General features: G+C 29.2%; 22 protein-coding genes. 13 read left to right on the top strand and 9 right to left on the bottom strand.

All coding sequences use genetic code 11. From position 1 onward, the window contains the following. The first annotated feature begins 176 nt into the window (after window positions 1-176). The 5 genes from gpmI to ACYPV9_RS03480 are packed head-to-tail and all read left to right on the top strand — an operon-like array spanning window position 177 to window position 4,280. On the top strand, window positions 177-1,694 hold the full coding sequence (gene gpmI / locus ACYPV9_RS03500; RefSeq protein ID WP_459741604.1) for a 2,3-bisphosphoglycerate-independent phosphoglycerate mutase: 1,518 nt from the start codon (window positions 177-179) through the stop codon (window positions 1,692-1,694). Window positions 1,695-1,710: 16 nt separating this feature from the next. Next, window positions 1,711-2,241, top strand: coding sequence for a thioredoxin family protein (locus ACYPV9_RS03495; protein WP_459741603.1), 531 nt, complete (start codon window positions 1,711-1,713; stop codon window positions 2,239-2,241). Beyond that, window positions 2,242-2,640: a BT0820 family HAD-type phosphatase gene (locus ACYPV9_RS03490; RefSeq protein WP_299061931.1), complete on the top strand. Its 399-nt coding sequence runs from the start codon at window positions 2,242-2,244 to the stop codon at window positions 2,638-2,640. Between the two features lie 58 nt (window positions 2,641-2,698). Then, entirely contained in the window at window positions 2,699-3,502 is an 804-nt protein-coding gene (map, locus tag ACYPV9_RS03485; protein WP_299061933.1) for a type I methionyl aminopeptidase, read from the top strand. Window positions 3,503-3,512: 10 nt separating this feature from the next. After that, window positions 3,513-4,280, top strand: coding sequence for a class I SAM-dependent methyltransferase (locus ACYPV9_RS03480; protein WP_459741602.1), 768 nt, complete (start codon window positions 3,513-3,515; stop codon window positions 4,278-4,280). A 6-nt stretch (window positions 4,281-4,286) separates the two neighbouring features. Here the strand turns inward: ACYPV9_RS03480 and ACYPV9_RS03475 are convergent, their stop codons facing one another. Next, on the bottom strand, window positions 4,287-5,567 hold the full coding sequence (locus tag ACYPV9_RS03475; RefSeq protein ID WP_459741601.1) for a tetratricopeptide repeat protein: 1,281 nt from the start codon (window positions 5,565-5,567) through the stop codon (window positions 4,287-4,289). Between the two features lie 75 nt (window positions 5,568-5,642). Continuing rightward, the gene (locus ACYPV9_RS03470; RefSeq protein ID WP_459741600.1) at window positions 5,643-6,632 is read right to left on the bottom strand and encodes an FAD:protein FMN transferase; all 990 of its coding nucleotides are present in this window, start codon (window positions 6,630-6,632) and stop codon (window positions 5,643-5,645) included. Window positions 6,633-6,751: 119 nt separating this feature from the next. Here ACYPV9_RS03470 and ACYPV9_RS03465 point away from each other — a divergent pair, with 119 nt between their 5' ends. After that, complete coding sequence (locus ACYPV9_RS03465) at window positions 6,752-7,597, top strand: OmpA/MotB family protein (RefSeq protein WP_299061943.1); 846 nt, start codon at window positions 6,752-6,754, stop codon at window positions 7,595-7,597. Window positions 7,598-7,676: 79 nt separating this feature from the next. Next, window positions 7,677-8,396 (top strand): 3-ketoacyl-ACP reductase, encoded by a 720-nt coding sequence (locus ACYPV9_RS03460; protein WP_299061945.1) that lies wholly within the window; start codon window positions 7,677-7,679, stop codon window positions 8,394-8,396. A gap of 63 nt (window positions 8,397-8,459) precedes the next feature. Here ACYPV9_RS03460 and ACYPV9_RS03455 read toward each other — a convergent pair whose 3' ends face one another. Both ACYPV9_RS03455 and ACYPV9_RS03450 read right to left on the bottom strand, forming a co-directional pair. Then, window positions 8,460-8,825, bottom strand: a complete 366-nt coding sequence (locus tag ACYPV9_RS03455; protein ID WP_299061947.1) for a Na(+)-translocating NADH-quinone reductase subunit F — start codon at window positions 8,823-8,825, stop codon at window positions 8,460-8,462. Further along, window positions 8,825-10,177, bottom strand: a complete 1,353-nt coding sequence (locus tag ACYPV9_RS03450; RefSeq protein ID WP_299061949.1) for a DEAD/DEAH box helicase — start codon at window positions 10,175-10,177, stop codon at window positions 8,825-8,827. The genes ACYPV9_RS03455 and ACYPV9_RS03450 overlap by 1 nt, the downstream gene beginning before the upstream one ends. A gap of 102 nt (window positions 10,178-10,279) precedes the next feature. On the opposite strand from ACYPV9_RS03450, the gene ACYPV9_RS03445 reads away from it, so the two are divergent. Genes ACYPV9_RS03445 through ACYPV9_RS03425 form a run of 5 tightly spaced genes read left to right on the top strand, consistent with a single transcriptional unit; the run spans window position 10,280 to window position 16,103 of the window. Then, window positions 10,280-11,044 carry a TatD family hydrolase gene (locus ACYPV9_RS03445; RefSeq protein WP_299061951.1) on the top strand — a complete coding sequence of 255 codons (765 nt, stop codon included), beginning with the start codon at window positions 10,280-10,282 and terminating at the stop codon, window positions 11,042-11,044. After that, complete coding sequence (locus ACYPV9_RS03440; RefSeq protein ID WP_299061953.1) at window positions 11,044-11,538, top strand: methylated-DNA--[protein]-cysteine S-methyltransferase; 495 nt, start codon at window positions 11,044-11,046, stop codon at window positions 11,536-11,538. Before ACYPV9_RS03445 ends, ACYPV9_RS03440 begins: the two co-directional genes overlap by 1 nt. A gap of 56 nt (window positions 11,539-11,594) precedes the next feature. Next, entirely contained in the window at window positions 11,595-14,972 is a 3,378-nt protein-coding gene (locus ACYPV9_RS03435) for a hypothetical protein (protein WP_459741599.1), read from the top strand. A gap of 31 nt (window positions 14,973-15,003) precedes the next feature. Further along, the gene (locus tag ACYPV9_RS03430) at window positions 15,004-15,567 is read left to right on the top strand and encodes a DUF3575 domain-containing protein (protein WP_459741598.1); all 564 of its coding nucleotides are present in this window, start codon (window positions 15,004-15,006) and stop codon (window positions 15,565-15,567) included. 38 nt (window positions 15,568-15,605) lie between these two features. After that, the gene (locus ACYPV9_RS03425; RefSeq protein ID WP_459741597.1) at window positions 15,606-16,103 is read left to right on the top strand and encodes a hypothetical protein; all 498 of its coding nucleotides are present in this window, start codon (window positions 15,606-15,608) and stop codon (window positions 16,101-16,103) included. Between the two features lie 75 nt (window positions 16,104-16,178). Here ACYPV9_RS03425 and accD read toward each other — a convergent pair whose 3' ends face one another. From accD to tamL, 3 genes are all read right to left on the bottom strand, one after another. After that, window positions 16,179-17,048 (bottom strand): acetyl-CoA carboxylase, carboxyltransferase subunit beta, encoded by an 870-nt coding sequence (gene accD, locus ACYPV9_RS03420; RefSeq protein WP_299061969.1) that lies wholly within the window; start codon window positions 17,046-17,048, stop codon window positions 16,179-16,181. 195 nt (window positions 17,049-17,243) lie between these two features. After that, window positions 17,244-18,311, bottom strand: a complete 1,068-nt coding sequence (gene fbaA / locus ACYPV9_RS03415; protein ID WP_459741596.1) for a class II fructose-bisphosphate aldolase — start codon at window positions 18,309-18,311, stop codon at window positions 17,244-17,246. A 118-nt stretch (window positions 18,312-18,429) separates the two neighbouring features. Beyond that, on the bottom strand, window positions 18,430-20,934 hold the full coding sequence (gene tamL / locus ACYPV9_RS03410; protein WP_299061975.1) for a translocation and assembly module lipoprotein TamL: 2,505 nt from the start codon (window positions 20,932-20,934) through the stop codon (window positions 18,430-18,432). Between the two features lie 69 nt (window positions 20,935-21,003). Here tamL and ACYPV9_RS03405 point away from each other — a divergent pair, with 69 nt between their 5' ends. Next, window positions 21,004-21,735, top strand: a complete 732-nt coding sequence (locus tag ACYPV9_RS03405) for a TrmH family RNA methyltransferase (RefSeq protein WP_459741595.1) — start codon at window positions 21,004-21,006, stop codon at window positions 21,733-21,735. 3 nt (window positions 21,736-21,738) lie between these two features. On the opposite strand, the gene porT is transcribed toward ACYPV9_RS03405, so the two are convergent. Then, the gene (gene porT / locus ACYPV9_RS03400; protein ID WP_299061981.1) at window positions 21,739-22,446 is read right to left on the bottom strand and encodes a type IX secretion/gliding motility protein PorT/SprT; all 708 of its coding nucleotides are present in this window, start codon (window positions 22,444-22,446) and stop codon (window positions 21,739-21,741) included. Window positions 22,447-22,448: 2 nt separating this feature from the next. After that, window positions 22,449-23,177 carry a bifunctional demethylmenaquinone methyltransferase/2-methoxy-6-polyprenyl-1,4-benzoquinol methylase UbiE gene (ubiE, locus tag ACYPV9_RS03395; protein ID WP_077810209.1) on the bottom strand — a complete coding sequence of 243 codons (729 nt, stop codon included), beginning with the start codon at window positions 23,175-23,177 and terminating at the stop codon, window positions 22,449-22,451. Between the last annotated feature and the right edge of the window lie 4 nt (window positions 23,178-23,181).

Genomic DNA, 23,181 nt, shown 5'->3' with positions numbered 1-23,181 from the left:
CGGATTAAAATAATAATTCTTTATTTCTAATTCATGAAAGTTTATTTTTTTGATGCGAATAATGTTACATTTCAATAAAAGCAACAATATGACTAGTAATTTTACGCTATCGGTTTCGTAAAAACTTAATAAGAAGACAAAAAACTTTCTTATTTTTACTGTATAATTTTAGAAAAATGGACAAGAAAGTAATCTTAATGATTTTAGATGGTTGGGGAATAACTCAAGACCCAAAAGTATCTGCAATATACAACGCAAAAACACCTTTTATTAATAGTTTGTATGACAAATATCCGCATGCAGAATTAAGAACAGATGGTTTGCATGTTGGTTTGCCAGAAGGTCAAATGGGTAATTCTGAAGTTGGACATATGAATTTGGGTGCGGGTAGAATTGTGTATCAAAATTTAGCTAGAATTAATAAAGCTGTAGACGAAAAAACGTTAGGTAAAGAAAAAGTGCTTTTAGACACTTTTAATTATGCAAAAGAAAACAATAAAGACATACATTTACTTGGTTTGGTTTCTAATGGTGGCATTCATGCACACATTAACCATTTAAAAGGAATTTTAGATGTGGCCAAAGAAAATCAATTAGAAAATGTTTACCTACATGCTTTTACAGATGGTAGAGATTGCGACCCAAAGTCGGGTACGTTTTTTATTAATGATATTCAAGAATACATGCAAGAAAGTACAGGGGAATTAGCTTCTGTAACTGGGCGCTATTATGCAATGGATAGAGATAACAGATGGGAACGTGTAAAAGAAGCTTATGATGGCGTTGTTAACGGAATTGGTAAAAAAACAACAGATGTTCTTGCCGAAATGAATGCAAATTATGAGGCTGGTATTACAGATGAATTTCATACACCAATAATTGTTACAGATAATAATGGCAATCCGAAAGCACAAATTAAAGAAGGAGACGTTGTCTTATTTTTCAATTACAGAACAGACAGAGGAAGAGAATTAACAAATGCTTTGTCACAGAATGATTTTCCGGAATTTGGAATGAAAAAATTAGATTTATATTACACAACTATTACCTTATATGACGAGAGTTTTAAAGGAGTTAATGTAATTTACAACAACGATAATATTAAAAATACCTTAGGAGAAGTTTTATCTAAAGCTGGTAAAAAACAAATTAGAATTGCAGAAACAGAAAAATATCCGCACGTAACTTTTTTCTTTTCAGGAGGACAAGAAGCTCCTTTTGAGGGAGAATCTAGAATTCTAAGAAACTCTCCAAAAGTAGCTACATACGATTTAAAACCAGAAATGTCTGCTTATGAATTAAAAGATGCTTTGTGTGAAGATTTAGAAAAAGGCGAAGTTGATTTTGTTTGTTTAAATTTTGCAAACGGAGATATGGTTGGTCATACTGGTATTATGGAAGCTGCAATAAAAGCTTGTGAAGCTGTAGACGCTTGTGCAAAAGAGGTTATAGAAACTGGTCTAGACAATGATTATTCTATTTTATTAATTGCAGATCATGGTAATTGTGAAACAATGATGAATCCAGATGGTTCACCTCATACAGCACACACAACTAACCCTGTACCTTTTGTTTTAATAGATAAAGATATTAAGTCTATAAAAAGTGGTATCTTGGGTGATATAGCACCAACAATTTTAGAATTAATGGGAGTAGAACAACCAGAAGAAATGACACAACATTCTTTATTGTAAAATCTAAAAAAACTCAATGAAAAAAATTATATTATTAATTTTTATCGCTGTATTAAACTCTTGCAGCTCACAACAAGAAATTACAGCCGAAAAAAATAAGAGAGGTGATTTAATTGGTTTTGCTAATAAAGAATCTTTTAATCAAGCACCATATAATGCTTGGTTTACAAAAAATTATGAATCTTACAAACCAGACGCTGCAACAATAGAAGCTTTAAAAAAAGCTTTGAAAGGTTATAAAATTAAAGGTTTTATGGGAACTTGGTGTGGTGATAGCAAAAGAGAAACACCGCGTTTTTATAAAATTCTAGAAATGGCAAATTTCAACCTTAAAAATATAGAGCTTATTACTGTAAATCGATCTAAAAGAACACCAGATAATTTACAAGAAGGTTTAAATATTAAAAGGGTTCCAACATTTATTTTTTACAAAAACAATGAAGAAGTAGGGCGATATGTAGAATACGCAAGAGAATCTTTAGAAAAAGATATACTTAAAATAGTTACAAATAAACCATATAAACATTCTTACGACAGAAGTAAATAAATGAAAAATAACAATTTACTTATTGCTGTAGATTTTGACGGTACTATTGTTGAAGACGGTTATCCTAAAATAGGCAAAACACAACTTTTTGCTTTCGAAACCTTAAGAAAGCTACAAGCGGAAGGCTTTAGATTAATCTTATGGACGTATAGAAGTGGTTCTAGATTAGATGAAGCTGTCGCTTTTTGCAAAGAAAACGGAATCGAATTTTATGCAGTAAACAAAAGTTATCCAGAAGAAATTTACGACGAAAAATACAGTAGAAAAATTAGCGCCGATATTTTTATTGATGATAGAAATGTTGGGGGTTTTATTGGTTGGACAGAAGTTTACAAGCAAATTTTTAACCACGAACCAGAACCTAAAAAGAAAAAAGGTTTTTTCTCCTTTTTCAAATAACAAAATCTATCTACAAATTACTTAAATTATACTAACTTTGTGGTTCAATTTTTTTAACATGATAAAGATTAAAACCAAAGAAGAAATAGAAATTATGCGTGAAAGTGCATTGGTAGTTTCTAAAACATTAGGTATGCTTGCTAAAGAAGTTAAACCTGGTGTTTCAACTTTATATTTAGATAAATTAGCAGAAGAATTTATTAGAGCAGAAGGTGCTATTCCTGGTTTTTTAGGATTATATGATTTTCCGAACACGCTTTGTATGAGTCCGAACTCACAAGTTGTTCATGGTATTCCTAATAAAGATCTTTTAAAAGAAGGCGATATAATTTCTATTGATTGTGGTGCAATAAAAAATGGTTTTTATGGCGATCATGCATATACTTTTGCTGTAGGCGAAATAGAACCAGCAACAAAAAAACTTTTAGATGTAACTAGAGAAAGTTTGTATGTTGGTATAAGAGAATTTAAAGTTGGTAACAGAGTTGGCGATGTAGGTTATGCAATTCAGAAATTTACAGAAGACCATGGTTACGGAGTTGTTAGAGAACTTGTAGGTCATGGTTTGGGTAGAGAAATGCACGAAGACCCAGAAATGCCAAACTACGGAAAAAGAGGAAGAGGAAAAAAGTTTGTTGAAGGAATGGTTGTAGCAATAGAACCAATGACAAATTTAGGAACTCAAAAAATAAGACAACATTCTGATGGTTGGACAATAACAACTTTAGACGGTAAACCATCTGCTCATTTTGAGCACGATGTTGCAATTTTAAACGGAAAACCAGAATTGCTTTCAACATTTAAATATGTGCACGAAGCTCTTGGAATTGAAACGACAGAAGAAGACGAATTTAGACAGTAAATAACAGTTAATGTCTATATTTAAAACCATATTAAATACCATACCAAGACCTTGGCTTATAAAAGCAAGTTACTTAGTTAGACCAACAATAGCTTGGTATTTAAAAGGAGATAACTTTACAGATCCAATAGATGGTAGAAGTTTTAAAAAATTTCTACCTTACGGGTATGGAAATCAAAGAGAGAATGCTCTTTCTCCTTCTACACTTTCTTTAGAAAGACATCGTTTAATGTGGCTTTTTCTTAAAGATGAAACTAATTTCTTTACCTCAACAAAAAAACTAAACGTTTTACATATTGCTCCAGAACAATGTTTTTTAGACATCTTTAGAAAACAAGAAAATCTTAATTATTTAACATCAGATTTAGAATCTCCTATTGCAGATGTAAAAGCAGATATTTGTGATTTACCATTTAAAAATAATGAATTCGATGTTGTTTTTTGCAATCATGTTTTAGAACACATACCAGATGATACTAAAGCAATGCAAGAATTGTATCGAGTTTTAAAACCTGGCGGCTTTGGTATTTTTCAAATTCCACAAGATTTATCAAGAGAAAAAACTTTTGAAGACGATTCTATAACAGATAGAAAAGAGCGTGCAAAAATTTTTGGTCAGTATGACCATGTTAGAGTTTATGGTAGAGATTATTTTGATAAACTGCGTGCAATTGGTTTTAAGGTTGATGAAGTTGATTATACTAAAAAAATCGCTCCAGAGAAACTAGAACGATTTTGTTTAATGAAGAATGAAATTCTTCCTGTATGTTATAAATAATTTAGTTTACTGAAACTTCCTTAAATAATCTGGTAATTTTTCTAACTTTTTATCTCCTTTAATAATTACTCCATTCTTAAATACTTGATAGATACCATCTTCAATTTTCACCACTTTTGAATCTCCTTTGTAAGTTGCTTTACTATCTTTTGCATCTGATACTTTTGTTCCGTTTTGGTTAACCCAAGAAATAGTATCTCCCTTTACAGCTTGTGCTTTGTTATCGTGAAAAGAACCAATATAATCGTATTTAGAACTAGCATATAACATTGTGCCATCTACAGAACACAAAAAAGCCTTAACACTATAATCACCTTCTATGTATAACGGATAAATTCCACCACCTAAATGTCCTCCAAATAAATACCAATCTTTATCTACTTTTACCTCACCATCTTTATTGTATTTTCTTAAAACATCATTCTTTTTTAAATCTTTCATTAAATCTTCTTTGTTAGAAATTCTAACTATTTTACCTTGATTTAAATCATAAACTAATGGCTCATACGAATTATTAGGATAGGTTATTAACCTACCATTTTCTCTTGGCAACATTACTTTACCAAAATGAGTAGAAAGTGCATTAAAATCTGATGGGTTTGGTAATAACGAACCAGTACCAATATTTGTATTGAAACTGTAAATTTTAGTTGCTTCTTTTACTTTATTTAACAATAAAAAATAACCACCAAAATTAATAGCATTTGAGTATTCTTTAGCTTCTATAATTATTTCTGCTTTATCATTTATAACACCAAACTTTCCTTCTTTAGAAAACAATGCGTAATTGTTAGCGTTAAAAGTATAAACACTGTCTACTTTTAAAGCCATATCCATAGAGGTGTTTTTCCAAATCGATTTTAAGGAATCAATTCTTTTAAGCTCTTTAGATTTTCTTATTCTCTCTTCTTCTAATATTCTTTCTCTTTCTATTTGCTCTTTCAATTCTTCATCAATAGTAACAAATAGTTCTAATTGCTGTTGATACGTTTCAGAATTTTTATTTTTAGCTAGTAAAAAATATTGTTTAGAATATTTTTGAGCTTGTCTGTAATTTTTTAATTCATAGTATATTCTTGCTCCTAGATCTGCAACAGAGGGTTTTGTTACGGTATCCATGTATTTCATAGCTTTTTCAAAAAGATCTAGTGCTTCTTTATAGTCTATACTTTCTTCAATAGCAGTATTAGCTCTATTTATATATACGTTGGCAATTTCTGAATTGTTTTGAGCATAAAAGCTACAAAAAAATGTAGCGAATAAAATAGATAGCAATTGTTTTTTCATAGTAAATGTTGGGTATTGAGTACTTTAGGCTGCAATATAAAAAAAAATAGCCATTTTATTGCCAAAAATTACTACCTACTTGTAGGTATAATTAGTATATTCTTCTAAATTTCCGTTTTCATTTGTATATAATAAAATTGCTTTTATTTTTGTGTTTTTACTCAGAAAATCTTTGGTTTTTTCTAATCCCATTGCCATAAATGCAGTAGCATAAGCGTCTACATCTGCACAATCTAAATCTGCAATTACAGATGCACTTAACAAATTACTCTCATGCGCATAACCGGTTTTTGGGTTTACAGTATGTACAAACTTTTTTCCAGATTCTGATATCCTATATTTTCTATAATTACCAGAAGTTGCCATTGACTTATTAGAAAGGTTCAGTGTTTTAAAACCAGAGCCATCTGTATTTATAGGATCTACTAATTTTATTAGCCAAGGTTCATCATTCTCTTTAAAGCCTTTTGTTCTTATCTCTCCACCTATTTCTACTAAATAATTCTTTATATTTTTATTTTCTAGAAAACGAGCAACTACATCTATACCAAAACCTTTAGCTATTGAATTAAAATCTAAATATATTCCAGGAATTTCTTTCTTTATTATTGTGTTTTCTAATTGCAATTTATCAAAACCTACAAATTGCATTTCCTTTTCAACCTCTGCCTCTGTTAGATCAATTTTTGTTTTCTTTGGACCAAAACCCCAAGCGTTTACCAAATTACCTACTGTTGGATCGAAGTAACCATCAGTTTCTTTAAAAATTCTTTTAGATTTTTTAAAAACTTCTATAAAATAAGGATCTAATTCTACATTTTTCTCATCTCTGTTTACTCTAGAAATTTCTGAATCTGAAATATACGTTGATAAAGAATTGTTCATCTTAAGAAATAAACTATCAATCTCTTCTAGGTAATTTTCATCAGTATTTAGATAGGTAATCTTATAAGTTGTTCCAAATACGGCTCCTTTAAATGTATAATTTTTCTTTATAGCTTCTTTAGAGCAAGAAGAAATGCATAAAGCGCAAATTAGTAGTATAATTAATGAGTAATTTTTCATAATAAAAGTTTAACAAAAACAAAAATAGTCTATAATTTTTCACAAAAAATTGTTAATCGCACTTTTTGTTCTTTGATTTTATTAAATTTGTTCGAATAATAAATTATTAAGCAGAAAAAATGAAGAAAATATCTTTAATCTTATTATCTACAATTTTAGTTAGTTCTTGTGTTTCTAAGAAGGAATTTGTAGCATTACAGGCAGAGAAAACGAAAGCAGAAGAGGAATTATTAGCAGTTAAGACAAATTTACAAAAATGTCTAATTGAAAAGGAAAAAGAAGAAGGGAAAATTTTTGCTTTAACTGAACAAGTTAAATATTTAAAAGACGATAAGAAAACTGCTTTAAAGCAAGTAGAAAACTTAACGGTTTTAACACAATCTTCTTCAGATAATATTAAAAGTGTAATTTCTCAATTAAGTGAAAAAGATAAATACATTAACGGTGTTAGAAAAGCGATGACTCAAAAAGACTCGTTAAACCTAGCAATTAAATACCACTTAACTAGAAACTTAACAGAAGGTATTCAAGATAAAGACATTGAAGTTAACGTAGAAAAAACAGTTGTATTTATTTCTATTTCTGATAAATTATTATTTAAGAGCGGTAGTTATAATGTAACTGATGGTGCTTACACTGTTTTAGAAAAAATTGCTAAAGTTGTAAACGATCAACCTCAAATGGAAGTGATGATTGAAGGTCATACAGATTCTACACCAATAAAAAGGGATTTAATTCAAGATAACTGGGATTTATCTGCTTTAAGAGCAACATCTATTACTAGAATTTTACAATATAAGTATGGTGTAAAACCACAAAGATTAATTGCTGCAGGTAGAAGTCAATACATTCCTTTAGCTCCTAACGATTCTGCAGAAAACAAATCAAAAAACAGAAGAACAAAAATTATTATCATGCCTAAATTAAATCAATTTTTTGATTTATTAGAGCAAGATGCTAAATAATACATCGTTCTTTTAACATACTAAAACCACTCAACTTCTGAGTGGTTTTTTATTTTATCAAATTTTAAAAAATAGAAAAATGGAAAATTTATCAAGCAAAAAAGCAATTATTACTGGCGGAAGCAGAGGTTTAGGTAAAGCAACAGCATTAGCTTTAGCTAAAGAAGGCGTAGATATTGCAATTACAGGTAGAAACGAATCGGCATTAAAAGAAGCTGTAAAAGAAATTGAAAAAATTGGTGTAAAAGCAACTTACGCAGCTTTTGATGTTGGTAATTATACTGAAGTGCAAGAAGGAATAAAACTACTTATCGAAAAATTAAATGGTGTAGACATTTTAGTAAATAATGCTGGTATTGCTGCTTTTGGTTCTTTTACCGAAATGGATGTACAAACTTGGGAACAGATAATACAAACCAACGTTATGGGCATGTATTATGTTACTAAAGAAGTTTTGCCTTATCTAATAGAAAAAAATAAAGGAGATATTATAAATGTTGCTTCTACTGCCGGATTAAATGGTAATGCAAATGTTTCTGCATATTCTGCGTCTAAATTTGCGGTAATTGGTATGTCAGAATCTTTAATGAAAGAAGTAAGAAAAAACAACATAAGAGTTTGTACATTAACACCAAGTACTATTGCTTCGGATATGTCTGTAGAATTAGGAATTGCAAATAAAGACTCTGAAGATAGCGTTTTGCAACCAGAAGACTTTGCAGAATTAATTGTTAGCGGGTTAAAGCTACCAAGAAGAGCAATGCTAAAAAGCGCTGCTTTATGGTCCACTAATCCTTAAAAACTAAATATTAGTCATAAAAAACGCCACATTAATTGTGGCGTTTTTTATGACTAATATTTTCTATTCTAATATCTTTACAAAATCATCAAAAGCAACATAGTAAGGTTGATCTTTAAAAACAGGACTATCTACACTTTCTGCATTTGCTATTCCCACACCAGCATACCAAACTTTAGCGTTTTGTTTTCTTGCATGGTTTTTAAAAGTTTCCATCCATAAAACATCATATTCGTTTGGATTTTGAAGATTTTTAGTAGCTTTTACCAATACAAAAATTGTTGGTTCTCCTTTTTTAAATAATACAAATTGAGGATGCCTTTTTAATTGACTATTTATAGCTTGAAACTCATAGCCCATTTCTTGTAATTTTTCGCCAACAATATTCATGGCCAAATTGTGCAATTCTTGTGCTGTTAAAACTTGCATTATTTTTTCTTATTGCGTTTGTTGTAATTTTTATCTCCTCTTGTTTTAGGCTTTTTATATTTTTTTGCAATTTCTCTTCTGTAAGAACCGCCTAAATTCACTTTACTGTTCTTCTCACTTTTTTCATGAAAAGCAGGTCCTGGTACATATTCTAAACCTGTTCTATTTTTTGAAATACCTTGATCTTCTCTTGGGCGCTCGTCTTCTGTTAATAATTTAGAAATTTCTACTTCTTCTGGCAATTCTAAAACCGGAATGGTATAATCCATTAAAGTTTCTATTTGCTCTTTGGCTTCCTGCTCTTTTTCCGTAGAAAATAATAATGTTTTACCCGCTTTTTCTGCACGACCAGTTCTACCAATTCTGTGCATGTAATTTTCTGGAAAATCTGGCGTATCAAAATTAATTACATGAGAAACATTGTCAAAATCTAAACCACGAGCCATTACATCTGTGGCTAACAAAATTCTATTATTTCCTTCGTCGAATTGTCTAATAGAACGTATTCTATAATTCTGTGTTTTATTAGAGTGAATAACACACATTTCGTCGTTAAAAACCTCTTCTAAATGTTTAAAAAGTAAATCTGCAGTTCTTTTGAAACCTACAAATATTAATACTTTATTATACGTTTCTTTGTCTCTTAAAAGATGATGTAATAAATTAACTTTAGTAAAAAAGTTAGGTATATTGTAAGAAACTTGTTCAATATTGTCTAACGGAGTTCCGCTTACTGCAACAGATATTTTGGTAGGATTTTTAAAGAAATCGTAGATTAAAGCATCTACATCTTCTGTCATAGTAGCAGAAAACAATATGTTTTGTCTTCTTTCTGGTATTACATCAAAAATGTTCATCAATTGAAAACGAAAACCTAAATCTAACATTACATCTACCTCATCAATTACCAATTTCTGTATTGATTTTAACTTTAAAGCATTACTTAAAGCCAAATCGTACAATCTACCTGGTGTTGCCACAATAATGTCTTGACCTTGCAAGATTGCTTGTTTTTGTGTGTTGATATTTGTACCACCATAAACCCCTAAAACACGCGTATTTATGTATTTAGATAGTTTTTCTATTTCTTCTACAACTTGTAAAACCAATTCTCTTGTTGGTACTAAAACTAGGATTCTAGGATGTTGTTGTTTCGAAAATTTTAAATCTCTAAGAATCGGCAACATATAAGCAAAGGTTTTACCTGTACCAGTTTGCGCAATTCCTACAACATCTTTACCAGATCTTACCACAGAAAATGCTTGTTCTTGAATTGGCGTTGGTGTTGTAAACCCCAAATCGTCTATTGCATATTGTAATTGATTTGATAAATCTAAATCTTCAAAAGTCATCTTATAAAATTTTATGCAAAGGTACGTTTTATAAAATGTTTTACAACAAGTCTTAAACGTTGTATTAATTTGTAATTTTGCTAAAAATTATCAGAAATAATAATGATTACAGATACGCACACGCATTTATATTCTAGCCAGTTTAACGAAGATCAAAAAGAAATGATTCAACGCGCAAAAGACGCTGGTGTTTCTAGGTTTTTTATACCTGCAATAGACTCTAGTTATACAGAAAGTATGTTAAAGTTAGAAGAAGAATATCCTTTAGATGTTTATTTAATGATGGGCCTTCATCCTACTTCTGTAAAAGAAAATTATTTAGATGAATTATTACATGTTAAAGAATGGATTGATAAAAAAGATTTCTATGCAATAGGAGAAATTGGTATCGATTTATATTGGGATAAAAGCTTTTTAAAACAACAACAAGAGGCTTTTAGAACTCAAATTAAGTGGGCAAAAGAAAAAAAATTGCCTATTGTTATTCATTGTAGAGATGCTTTTGATGAAATTTTCGAAATTTTAGAGGAAGAAAAAGGCGAAGATTTAAGAGGTATTTTTCATTGTTTTACAGGCACAAAAGAACAAGCAGAAAAAGCAATTTCTTACAACATGAAATTAGGTATTGGCGGTGTTGCTACTTTTAAAAACGGTAAAATTGATAAATTTTTAAATGAAATAGATTTACAACACATCGTTTTAGAAACAGATTCGCCATATTTAGCACCAACTCCTTACAGAGGAAAAAGAAACGAAAGTGCTTATATTACAAATGTTATTGATAAATTAGTAGACATCTACGGAATTTCATTTAAAGAAATATCTGAAATAACAACTCAAAACTCTAAAGCCGTATTTGGCGTCTAATGTTAAAAACTGAAATTACATATTACAAAACACCAATTGGTATTGCAAAAATTATGGGCGATACAAACGGAATACAATCTGTTTCTGTCTTAAATGATGATGAAATTTCACTAGAAATATTACAACAAAAAACACCAAAATGTTTACAAGAATGTGTTTTACAGTTAGAAGAATATTTTAATGGCAAAAGAGCTAGTTTTAATTTAACTGTTAACCCAAGAGGAACCAATTTTCAGAAAAAAGTATGGAAAAGTTTGTTAGACATTCCGTATGGTAAAACCAGAACTTATTTACAACAAAGCAAGTTTTTAGGCGATGTAAAAGCAATTAGAGCTGTTGCTGCTGCAAATGGCAAAAACCCATTATGGATTGTAATTCCTTGTCATCGTGTAATTGGTTCTGATGGTTCTTTAACAGGTTATGCTGGCGGAATCTGGAGAAAAAAGTGGTTGTTAGCACACGAAAACCCAGTAAAACAGCAATCGTTATTTTAATTTCTTTACAAGATATTAAAAATCTTATTTTTACGTTAACAACGTATAGTTTGTAAATGTTTAAAAAAAATCTCTTTTTTTTCTTTTTGTTAATTGGGTATTTTACCCAAGCACAAACGGGTTCTTCAAATTATAGATCTATTAAACTTACTGTTAAAAAAGATTCTATAAAATTTGATTCGATTGCCATAAATCCACAAAAATTTAAAGTTTTAAACAAAGATTTTAAAGCTATAGATACTACCAACTATCAAGTTAATTTTAATAAGGCTCTTTTAATCTTAAATTCAAAAATATATTCAGAAATTACCATACAATACTTTCGATACCCAGAATTTTTAACAAGAGTTTATTCGAATTACAACGATAGCTTAATTGTACCTAATAGAAGTAATACTAGCAAATTATATAGTTTAACAACTAATAAAGAATCATCAGAAATTAAACTGTTCGATGGTTTACAAACCAAAGGTTTCATCTCTAGAGGAATTACCTCTGGGAACAACCAAAATACGGTTACCAACGCAGCATTAGATTTAGAAATTTCTGGTAAATTATCAGAAAAAGTAACTTTAAGAGCTAATATTTGGGATACTAACATTCCGATTCAAGAAAACGGATACTCACAAAAAATAAGTGATTTCGATAGAATATTTATAGAAATGTTTACTGATGATTGGCGAGTAAAAGCTGGTGATTTATCCTTAAGCAATACTCAAAGTTTCTTTGCTCCTTTTACAAAACAAGTATCTGGTTTAGAGGTAGAAGCCAAAATTTCTGATAATTTAAAAGTTGGTGCTTCTGGTGCAATTGTACGAGGAAAATTCACAACATTTTCTATTGTTGGTAATGAAGGAAACCAAGGACCTTATAAAATTATTGGAACAAACAACGAATCGAATATTCTTATAATTGCGGGTAGTGAAAGAGTATATGTTAACGGAATTAAAATTGAAAGAGGAGAAAATAAAGATTATGAAATTGATTACAATTTAGGTGAAATAACTTTTAATACCACCTACCCTATTACTAATGATATGAGAATTACAATCGATTTTCAATATTCTGATAGAAATTACACCCGTTTTATTACCTATGAATCTATTGATTATAAAACCGAAAAATTAAAAATTAATAGTTTTTTTTACAGCGAAAACGACGCTAAAAATCAACCAGTACAACAAGTATTAACAGATACTCAAAAAGAAATATTAGCAAATGCAGGTAATAATAAAGATTTAATGTTAGCAGAAAGTGCCTATTTAGATACTTATGATGAAAATAAGATTTTATACCGAAAAGTTATAAATGGTGCTGTAGAAAATTTTGAATATTCTGAAGATGAAAATGAAGAATTGTATTTTGTTACATTTACAAATGTTGGTGCTAATAATGGTGATTATGCTATAGACAACACAACAGCAATTGGTACAATATATAATTATGTAGGTGTAAATCAAGGTGATTATGCACCGATAACAAGATTAATTCCGCCAACAAAATCGCAAATATTTGTCTTAAAATCGGATTATGATTCTTCTAATAAAACCAAAATAACTTCAGAAATTGCTGTTAGTAATAATGACGCTAATTTATTTTCTAATTTAGATAATGGCGAGAATACAGGTTTGGCTGCAAAAATTGGTTGGGAACAAGTTTTAATAGATCGTAATTGGCAATTAACAAGTAAATTTAATCACGAATATGCACACCAAAACTTTAAAACGTTACAACGTTGGGAATCTATAGAATTTAATAGAGATTGGAATTTACTAACAAACAACGCCACTAAAAACTATTTTCAATCCGAAATTAATCTTCAAAATAAAAACAACGATTATATTTTATACAGTTTTAAAAACCTAAATTACTTAAACACTTATAATGGTAATAAGCATGTTCTTGCATCAAAAATAAACCATAAAAAAACTTCTTTTTTTGTAAACGCTAGTTTACTTAACAACACATCGACAATAGAAAATAACACCTTTTTAAGAGCTAAAGCTATTGTAGAGCATTCGTTTAAAAAAAGCTGGTTAGGTGCTTTTACAAATATCGAAACCAACAACAGAAAACTTACCGAGACTAATGTCTACACAAATACAAGTCACAGGTTTAAAGAGTTTGAAACCTATTTTGGCTTTGGAGATACCACAAAAGTATTTGCTAAAATTGGTTTTAACTACAGAAACAATGATAGTATTAAATCGAATGCTTTCACAGAAATTAACAATAGAAAATCTTTTTATATAAACAGCAAACTAATCAAAAATAAAAGTACAAATTTAGCTATTTATGCAAATTACAGACTTACTAATAATGCTTTTACTAACGATGAAAAATCTTTAAACTCAAGAGTTCTTTTCAATCAAAAATTATTTAAAAACTTTGTAAATCTAAGCACGCTTTACGAAACCTCTTCTGGTAATGTTGCAAGGCAAGAATATATTTACATTAAGACAGAGCCAGGTTTTGGTTTTTATACTTGGATAGATTACAACAATGATGGCGTACAAGATTTTGATGAATTTGAAATTGCCGAATTTAAAGATCAAGCAAATTATTTAAGAATTTTAAAACCAAATATTCGTTTTATTGCTACACAAAAAGCAAAATTTAGACAAGCTATCAACCTAAATTTTAATCAATGGAAAATCCAAAAAGGATTTAAAAAATTAGTTTCTAATTTCAAAAATGAAAGTTTATTAAGCATCGAAAATGAACAAGCTAGAAATGGAAACTCTTTTAATTTTAATCCTTTTAATTTTGATGAAAACAATTTAATAGGTCTTAATTATAGTATAAGAAACAGCTTACATTTCAACAAAAATCTACAAAAGTACAGTACAAGTTACACTTATGGTAATCAAAGAAACAAGCAATTATATTTTATAGGAACACAAGAAAATATAATTAAGATGCATCAAGTAGATTTTACTCATAAATTTGCAACATTTTGGGTTTTTAATTTATTAGGAAAAAAATCTACAAATAATTTACTTACAGAAAATTTTGATAATAGAAACTACATTATAGATGCATATGAGTTTCAACCCAAAATAAGTTTTTTACAAAATCAAAACAATCGACTGTCTGCTTTTTATCATTATAAAAATAAAGAAAACACATTAGAAGATTTCGAAACCTTACAACAACATAAATTCGGAATTGAATACTTTTACTTAGGCTCTAAAAAAAATCAAATATCGGCAGGTTTAAACGTCTTTTTAAACGATTATAAAGGCGATGCAAATACACCTGTAGCTTATCAAATGTTAGAAGGTTTACAAGAAGGAAAGAACTATACTTGGAATCTACTTTTAAATAGGAAATTAAATTCTTTTTTAAATTTAAATTTAAGCTATTTAGGTCGAAAAAGTGAAACTTCTAAAACCATACATACCGGAAGTGTGCAATTACGTGCAATTTTTTAATACATTTGAAAAAAAATCAACCAAAAATTATATGAAAAAAATCATTCTATTTGTATTGTTAGTATGCACAAGCATTCAATTAACAGCTCAAGAAAAAGAGAAATTCAAGTATCCGCAAGACAATGATAAAAAACACGAATTTAAACTGAATGCTTTTAGTTTAATTGCATTCTCTTCTTTAAACCTTAGTTATGAAAATTTATTGAACAAAGATTCTTCTTTTGGTATCGATCTATTTTACAATTTTAACGACGTATCTGATGATTTGTATTTTCCGAAGAAGTTTTCTTTAACACCATATTATAGATGGTTTTTTTCTGAAACAAGATACGCTAGAGGATTCTTTGTAGAAGGTTTTGGTATGCTAAATACTTATGAAGATGATTATTCTTTTTTTTATGATAATGATACAATTGTAGAGACAGATTTTGCGTTAGGTATTTCTGTAGGAGGGAAATTTGTTACCAAATCTGGTTTTATTACAGAGGTTTATTTAGGTGTTGGTAGAAACTTATTTAATAATAGTAACAACGAAGAAGGTTTAAATAATGATTTAATTACAAGAGGTGGTATTTCTTTAGGCTACAGATTTTAACCAATCATATTTTTAGTAAATTTGTAAAAATTAATAACATGAAAAAAATAGTTTTAATACTGGGACTTCTAGTAAGTTCCTTAGGATATTCTCAACAAGAAATTAAGCTAGATGTTGCCGATGCTTTAGTTATAAGAAGTTTAGAATTTTCTTATGAAAATTACATTAGTGTAGAAAATTCTTTCGGGGTTTCTGCTTTGTTTAATTTAGCTAAACAAGATATTGATTTTAGGTATAACGAAAACACAATGATTACACCTTATTTTCGTCATTATTTTACAGCAGATGCACAATGGAACTTTTTTGGTGAAGGGTTTGTAGGTATAAATTCCGGAAAAACAGAAACAGTTAAAGATTCTGGTGTTTATGATTTAAAATATACAGATGCAGCCTTAGGTGTAGCAATAGGAACTAAATATTCTTCTGAAGGAGGTTTGGTTATAGATATTTATGGTGGTTTAGGTAGAAACCTTTTTGGCACAGATTCGCCAATACTTGTACCTAGGCTTGGTGTAAATGTTGGGTGGAGATTCTAACAGAAACAACAAACCATTACAAAATAAAAAAACCAGCAAATGCTGGTTTTTTTATTTTATAATAAGTTTTTCTTTTTAAACAACTGCCTCTTTTCTAATTGGCAAATTCTGTATTAAATCTATATATAAATTCACTTCTTTTTTAAGGTCTTTACGCTCGTAAATAGCATCTAAGAAACCGTGTTCTAAAACAAATTCAGATTTTTGAAAACCTTCTGGTAAATCTTTACCAGTTGTATCTCTTACAACTCTTGGTCCTGCAAAAGCAATTAAAGCATTTGGTTCTGCAATATTAATATCACCTAACATTGCATAAGAAGCTGTTGTACCACCTGTAGTTGGATCTGTACATAAAGATATATAAGGTATTTTTGCTTTAGCCAATTGCGCTAACTTAGATGAAGTTTTAACCAATTGCATTAAAGACAAAGATGCTTCCATCATTCTTGCTCCACCAGATTTAGAAACCATTAAAAACGGAATGTTGTTCTTAATTGAATAATCGATAGCTCTTGCAATTTTTTCTCCTACAACAGATCCCATAGAACCTCCAATAAAAGCAAAATCCATGGCAGCAATAACTAAATCTTTACCCAAAGACTTACCTACCGCTGTTCTTACAGCATCGTTTAGTTTTGTTTTTGCTTGCGCAGCTTTTAATCTTTCTGGATATTTTTTTGTGTCTTCAAATTTTAAAGGATCTTTAGAAGTTAAACCTTCATTTAATTCTTTAAATTCATTGTTATCAAAAAACAACTCGAAGTATTCTTTACTACCTATTCTTACATGATAACCATCTTCTGGACTAACGTATAGGTTTCTTTTTAATTCTTCTGTATCTATAATTTTTCCGCTAGGTGTTTTATACCATAAACCTTTCGGAGTGTCTTTTTTATCTTCTGTAGAAGTTTGTATTCCTTTATCTGTTCTTTTAAACCAAGCCATGTTATGTGTTTGTTTTAATTTAATATCTTAAAATAAAATATCTATTTTAAAATAAATATGAAGTACAAATGTAAAAGATTTTTTCTAATTCTAGTTTCTTCTTTATGTGATTATTCTATTTGAGTTAGAAATTTTCATAAAAAAAAGCATTTTGAAATAATTCAAAATGCTTTTTAATTTATTTAGTAATAAATACTATAAAGTATCTACATTATTTAAATCTTGAAATGCCTGCTTTAAACGGTTTGTAAAAGTAATTTCTCCTTCACGTAACCATTTTCTTGGGTCGTAATATTTTTTATTTGGTTGATCATCTCCTTCTGGGTTACCAATTTGTGTTGCAACGTACGCTGCTTTACCTTGCATATAATCTCTAATACCCTCTGTAAAAGCAAATTGTAGATCTGTATCAATGTTCATTTTGATAACACCATAACCAATAGATTCTCTAATTTCTTCTAAAGTAGAACCAGAACCACCATGAAATACAAAATCGATATGATTATGACCTACATTGTACTTTTCTGAAATAAATTCTTGAGAATTCTTTAAAATCTTTGGAGTTAATTTTACGTTACCAGGCTTATAAACACCATGTACATTTCCAAATGCAGCGGCAATTGTAAATTGTGGCGATACTTTTAATAATTCTTCGTAAGCATAAGCAACTTCTTCTGGTTGCGTATATAATTTAGAAACATCAACATCAGAATTATCTACACCATCTTCTTCACCTCCTGTAATACCTAACTCTATCTCTAAAGTCATACCCATTTTACTCATACGAGCTAAATAAGTTTTACAAATTTCGATATTCTCTTCTAATGGCTCTTCAGATAAATCTATCATATGAGAACTGTAAAGAGGTTTACCAGTTTCTTCGAAATGTTTTTCAGAAGCATCTAATAATCCATCTATCCAAGGTAATAATTTCTTTGCACAGTGATCTGTATGTAAAATAACCGGTACACCGTAAGCAACAGCTAATTCATGTACATGCTTTGCTCCTGCAATACCACCAGCAATTGCAGCTTTTTGCCCTTCATTAGACAATCCTTTTCCTGCTTGAAATTGTGCTCCTCCGTTAGAAAACTGAATAATAACAGGTGCATTTAAATCTCTTGCAGTTTCTAAAACACCATTAATTGTATTAGAACCAACAACATTTACAGCTGGTAATGCAAAACCTTTTTCTTTTGCAAGTTTAAAAATTTCTTGAACTTCTTTACCTGTAGCAACTCCAGGTTTTATGTTGTGACTCATAGTTATGATATTTTAATTTGTTGATTCTTTTATTTCTTCAAAAATACTAAAAATAGACACTTTTATGTTTAATCAGAGTATAAAATAACGAAAACGTTATAGACTTTTTGTGATTTTTTTAAAAAGGATAATTAATACCAATATTGTAAACTGCACTTGCAAAATTGTAATTCTTAAACCACTTATCACCCTCTAAATAAGGTTCGTACGTTTTAAAACCAACATCAAATCTTAATACAAAGAAATTTAAATCGTATCTAACTCCCATACCAGAACCTATTGCGATATCTTTTAAAGAAGATAAACTATTAAATTTAGCGTCTTCGTCTATAAACTCTGCATTAGAAATATCCCAAATATTACCAGCATCTACAAATAAGGCTCCTTTAAAACTTCCAATTAAATTAAATCGATATTCTGCACTCGATAAAAACTTTAAACTACCAACATTAAATTCTAAACCACTATTTCTACTTCCAGGACCTAACTCATAGGTTTGCCACGCTCTAATATCATTAGAACCACCTGCAAAATAACTTCTTGTAAATGGAATATCAGAATTATCGTAGGTTAAAATGGCACCTAAAAAAGTTCTGAATCCAAACACAGAATTTAATCCAACATCCCAAAACTTCTTATACTCTAAATCTGTTTTAAAATATTGAGCTAAAGGAATCTTTAAAAATGTTTTTTTTCCATTGGCATTATAATCCTTAGAAAATAAACCTAAAATATTACCCGAATTTGAAACCCTTAATTTAAAAAATGAAAAATTATTGTCTTTAAAATCTGATTGACTATTATACGTAAATGAATATGCTAATGTGGGAATTAAAAAATCTGAAGTAACTATATTATACCTGTTTTGAATGTTTAAAACGGTATTAAAATCGTTTGGATTCGTATTTCTAAAACCAGCATTAGAAGCAACACTTCTTATAAATCTTAAAGATTCTGATGCTTGATTTTCTAAATCTGTAGCCAATGGAAAAAATGACGTATTGTTTTCTTGATCGTAAATTTCTGCTACATTATTTAAGTTTGTAAATTCTGATCCATAAATATCGAAAAAGCGATTTACATTTAAATTTTGAATGTATTGTGTATTAAAAATCTCTAACTGAATGGTTTTTTTACTGTTGTATTGCCACTTATAATCAGATAAAATTGTAAAAGTTTGCCTATCTAAACCAATGTTTTTCTGAAAACTCGACCCTAAAGAAAATAATGTTCTTGGAGACATTCTTTTTGGCACTAATTTATCTAAACCAAAAGGTGCGACCAATCTAGGGAATTCTAAAGAGGCATCTGCACCAATCTCCCAACCTGGGCCATTATTAGCATTAAAATAAGAACCTAAAAAAGAAAACTTTAATAATTCTGCTCCTTTAAATGCATTTCTATTGGTTAGAGAAAACTTTGCAGAAGAACCAATATTTCTAATATTAGAATGTGTTAGTTCTGTTTCGAAACCTAAAGTATATTTCTCTTTTGGTGATAGAAAAATATCCATTTTTAATTCATCATCTGTACCATCTATAGGGCTAAACGATATGTTAGTAGATTTAAAGTTTTTAAGTGATTTTAAATGATTTCTTGTTAAATTACTTAATGTGTCTTTATAAACATCACCAGATTTAAAAAAAATAGATTGCGATAAATATTTAGGATTGTATTTTAATTTATCAATTGCTAAAAAATTAATTCCGTTATAATGTACCGAATCTTTAAATACCTCTTCTTTCTTTGTGTAAGAATAATCTGTAACTACATTAATCTCAGTAACTTTATGTACTTTATAATCTTTTTTCTCGTAAATACCATCTTTTTCTTTAAACCTATCTTTAGCAATTAAAAACTCTACATTGGTTTTATGATCTGTTCTTGTAGAATCTACATAAAAACCAAGTGCCGATTCAGAAAAATAATAAATTCCGCTATTTTTAAATAACTTTACAACATTACTAGCTTCTTTTCGAAATACTTTATCGTTATATTGATTACCACTTACTAACAAAGATTTTATTTTCGAATCTCTATAAATTGAGTCTAAAACTGGAGATTCTATTTTAAGTTTAATAGAATCTAATAAAGTAGGTTGGCCTTTATCTATATAATAACTAACGGTTGCTTTTTTATCGATAGAATCTCTATCGATTACCGTATTAATTTTAGAATCAAAATAACCTTGGGTTTTATAAAAAGCCCATAAATTATCGGCTGTTCTATTTACTTTACTTTCACTTAAAATTACAGGCGCATCATAATTTAAAAACCAATTATTTAAATTGATAAAAGCATTTGCGTAAGCAATACTCTGTTTTTCTGAAAAAACATTTTTTATAAAATTATATTTCTTAGGATGTTTTAAACCCCATTCTGATGGAGTTTTGGGCTTATTATGGTTTCCTATATTATGAAAGTACAATCCAAAAGGTAAACCTAAAAGACGCGGATTTGGTTTTTGAAGTACATACTTTTGTAAATCTGCACTTTTATTTTTTACACTATCAACAAAAATATAATTTTGTGTTAGCATCTGCTTATCTTCGGCAACATGTTTTGTAGAATTACAAGCTGTCAAAAATAAAATAAGTAAAAAGTAAAAAGAAAGTTTTTTCATTACTTTAGCAATACATTTAATATCAAAAATAGTATTTTTCAACGGTTTATTTCTAATTAGACACAATTAATGAGCATCTCAAAAAATCAGTTAAAATTAATAACAAGTTTATCACAAAAAAAGTATAGACAAAAGCATAATTTATTTATTGCAGAAGGTATAAAGGTGGTAAACGAATTATTAAATTCTTCTTTTGAAGTAGCAACATTATTCTGCACTAATGATTATGACACAAATCTTCCGGAAGATAAAATTGTTAGAATTGAAGAAACCGATTTAAAAAAAATAAGTTCTTTAAAATCGCCTAATAAAGTTTTAGGACTGTTTAAAATACCGAAACTAAATACTACAAACAACTCTGGCTTAATGGTAGCTTTAGACGCCATTAACGATCCTGGTAATTTAGGAACAATTATAAGACTTTGCGATTGGTACGGAGTTACACAACTAATTTGTTCTACGGATACTGTAGATTGTTATAATCAAAAAGTTGTACAAGCTTCTATGGGATCTTTAACTAGAATTGCTATTAACTACGTTAATTTAGAAACTTACTTGAACGAAACACATTTACCGACTTATATTGCTGATATGGATGGTGATAATGTGTATAAAACACAGTTACCCGCAGAAGGAATTTTAATTATGGGAAATGAGGCTAATGGTGTTTCTAATAAAATTAAAACATTAATATCTAATAAGATTTCTATACCAAGATTTGGAGAGCTGCAAGAAACCGAAAGCCTTAATGTTGCTACAGCAACAGCTATTTTGTTAAGTGAATTTAAACGAAATAGTTAAACCTTACTCGAAAGCAAAGTTTATAAAAATACCACGAGTTCCCATGAAATTTACGGGCGCTGTCCATCTACTATTTGGATCATCATCATATTTTATTTCGTTGTTCATTGCAAAAACTCCGCGAATTGAAGGAGAAAACTTAAAGTAATATAAATAGAAATCTACACCAACACCAACCTCATACATAAAGTTGTTTGTTTTCATTCGAAATTGTCCTGCAGAATTATCATCTTGATTATCTTCGTTTGAAGAAAAATTATAATCATAAGAAACACCTGCAAGTAAATAAGGCCTAAAGTTCTTATATCTATCTGTACTAAATTTAAACACTAACGGCACATGTAAGTAAGTAGAACTTACTTCTCTAATGCTATCTTGCGGATTTGAAGAACCGTTTAAGTGATTAAAAATTATATTTTTAGAATTACTCATTAATCCTGGTTCTAAACGCAGATTTAAGTTTTTGTGCAAACGTAAATCTGCAATTAAACCAACATTAAAACCGGTTGTAGATTCTACAGTAATATTTGCATCTGTAATACTACTTTCTTTTAGGTTTAGTTTAAAATCATTTTGATTTAAACCTAAGTAAAAACCATAATGTAAAGGTCTTTTATCAAAAGTTGGTAAATAATCTACACGTTCTCTTTGTGCAAAAAAAGTACTACTAACCAATATAGAAAAACAAAAAAATAAAATTCTCTTACTCATAATTATTTACGTGCTGTGTAAATTGTTGCAACACCAAATGTTACAGGATTATCTTCTGTATGTGTAAACCCATTTTTTTGTAAAATATTGTTGAACGCTTTACCAAACGGAAAAGAATTTGCAGACTCAGACAAATAAGAATACGCTACTTTGTCTTTAGAAAATAATTTACCTACAATTGGTAAAAATAAGTTTGTATATAATTTATAACCTTGTTTAAAAGGAAATTTGGTTGGATTTGATGTTTCTAAAATTACTAAAACTCCTGTTGGCTTTAAAACTCTTGCAATCTCTTTAATTCCTTTATCTAAATTGGCAAAATTTCTAACACCAAAAGAAACTGTAATGGCATCAAACGTATTGTCTTCGAAAGGCATTTCTTCAGAATCGCCTACAATCATTTCTATTTTATCAGAAAGTTTAGCTTTTGCTATTTTCTGCTTACCTACTTCTAACATTCCTGCAGAAATATCTAAACCAACAATTCTATCAGGGTTTAAACTAGACATCATTAAAGCTAAATCGCCAGTACCTGTTGCAATATCTAAAATTTGCTTCGGATTGTTTTTACCAACAATTTCTACAACTTTTTTACGCCATTTAACATCTATTCCTAAAGAAATAACTCTATTTAAACCATCGTAATTACCAGAAATATTATCGAACATTTGAGCAACTTGTTCTTTTTTCCCTAATTCTGAATCTTTATAAGGTTTTATAATTTTCGACATACGT

The sequence above is a fragment of the Polaribacter sp. OB-PA-B3 genome (genome assembly GCF_054589375.1).
The sequence above is the reverse complement of the archived record's forward strand: the minus strand, read 5'-3'. Positions and strand labels throughout refer to the sequence as shown.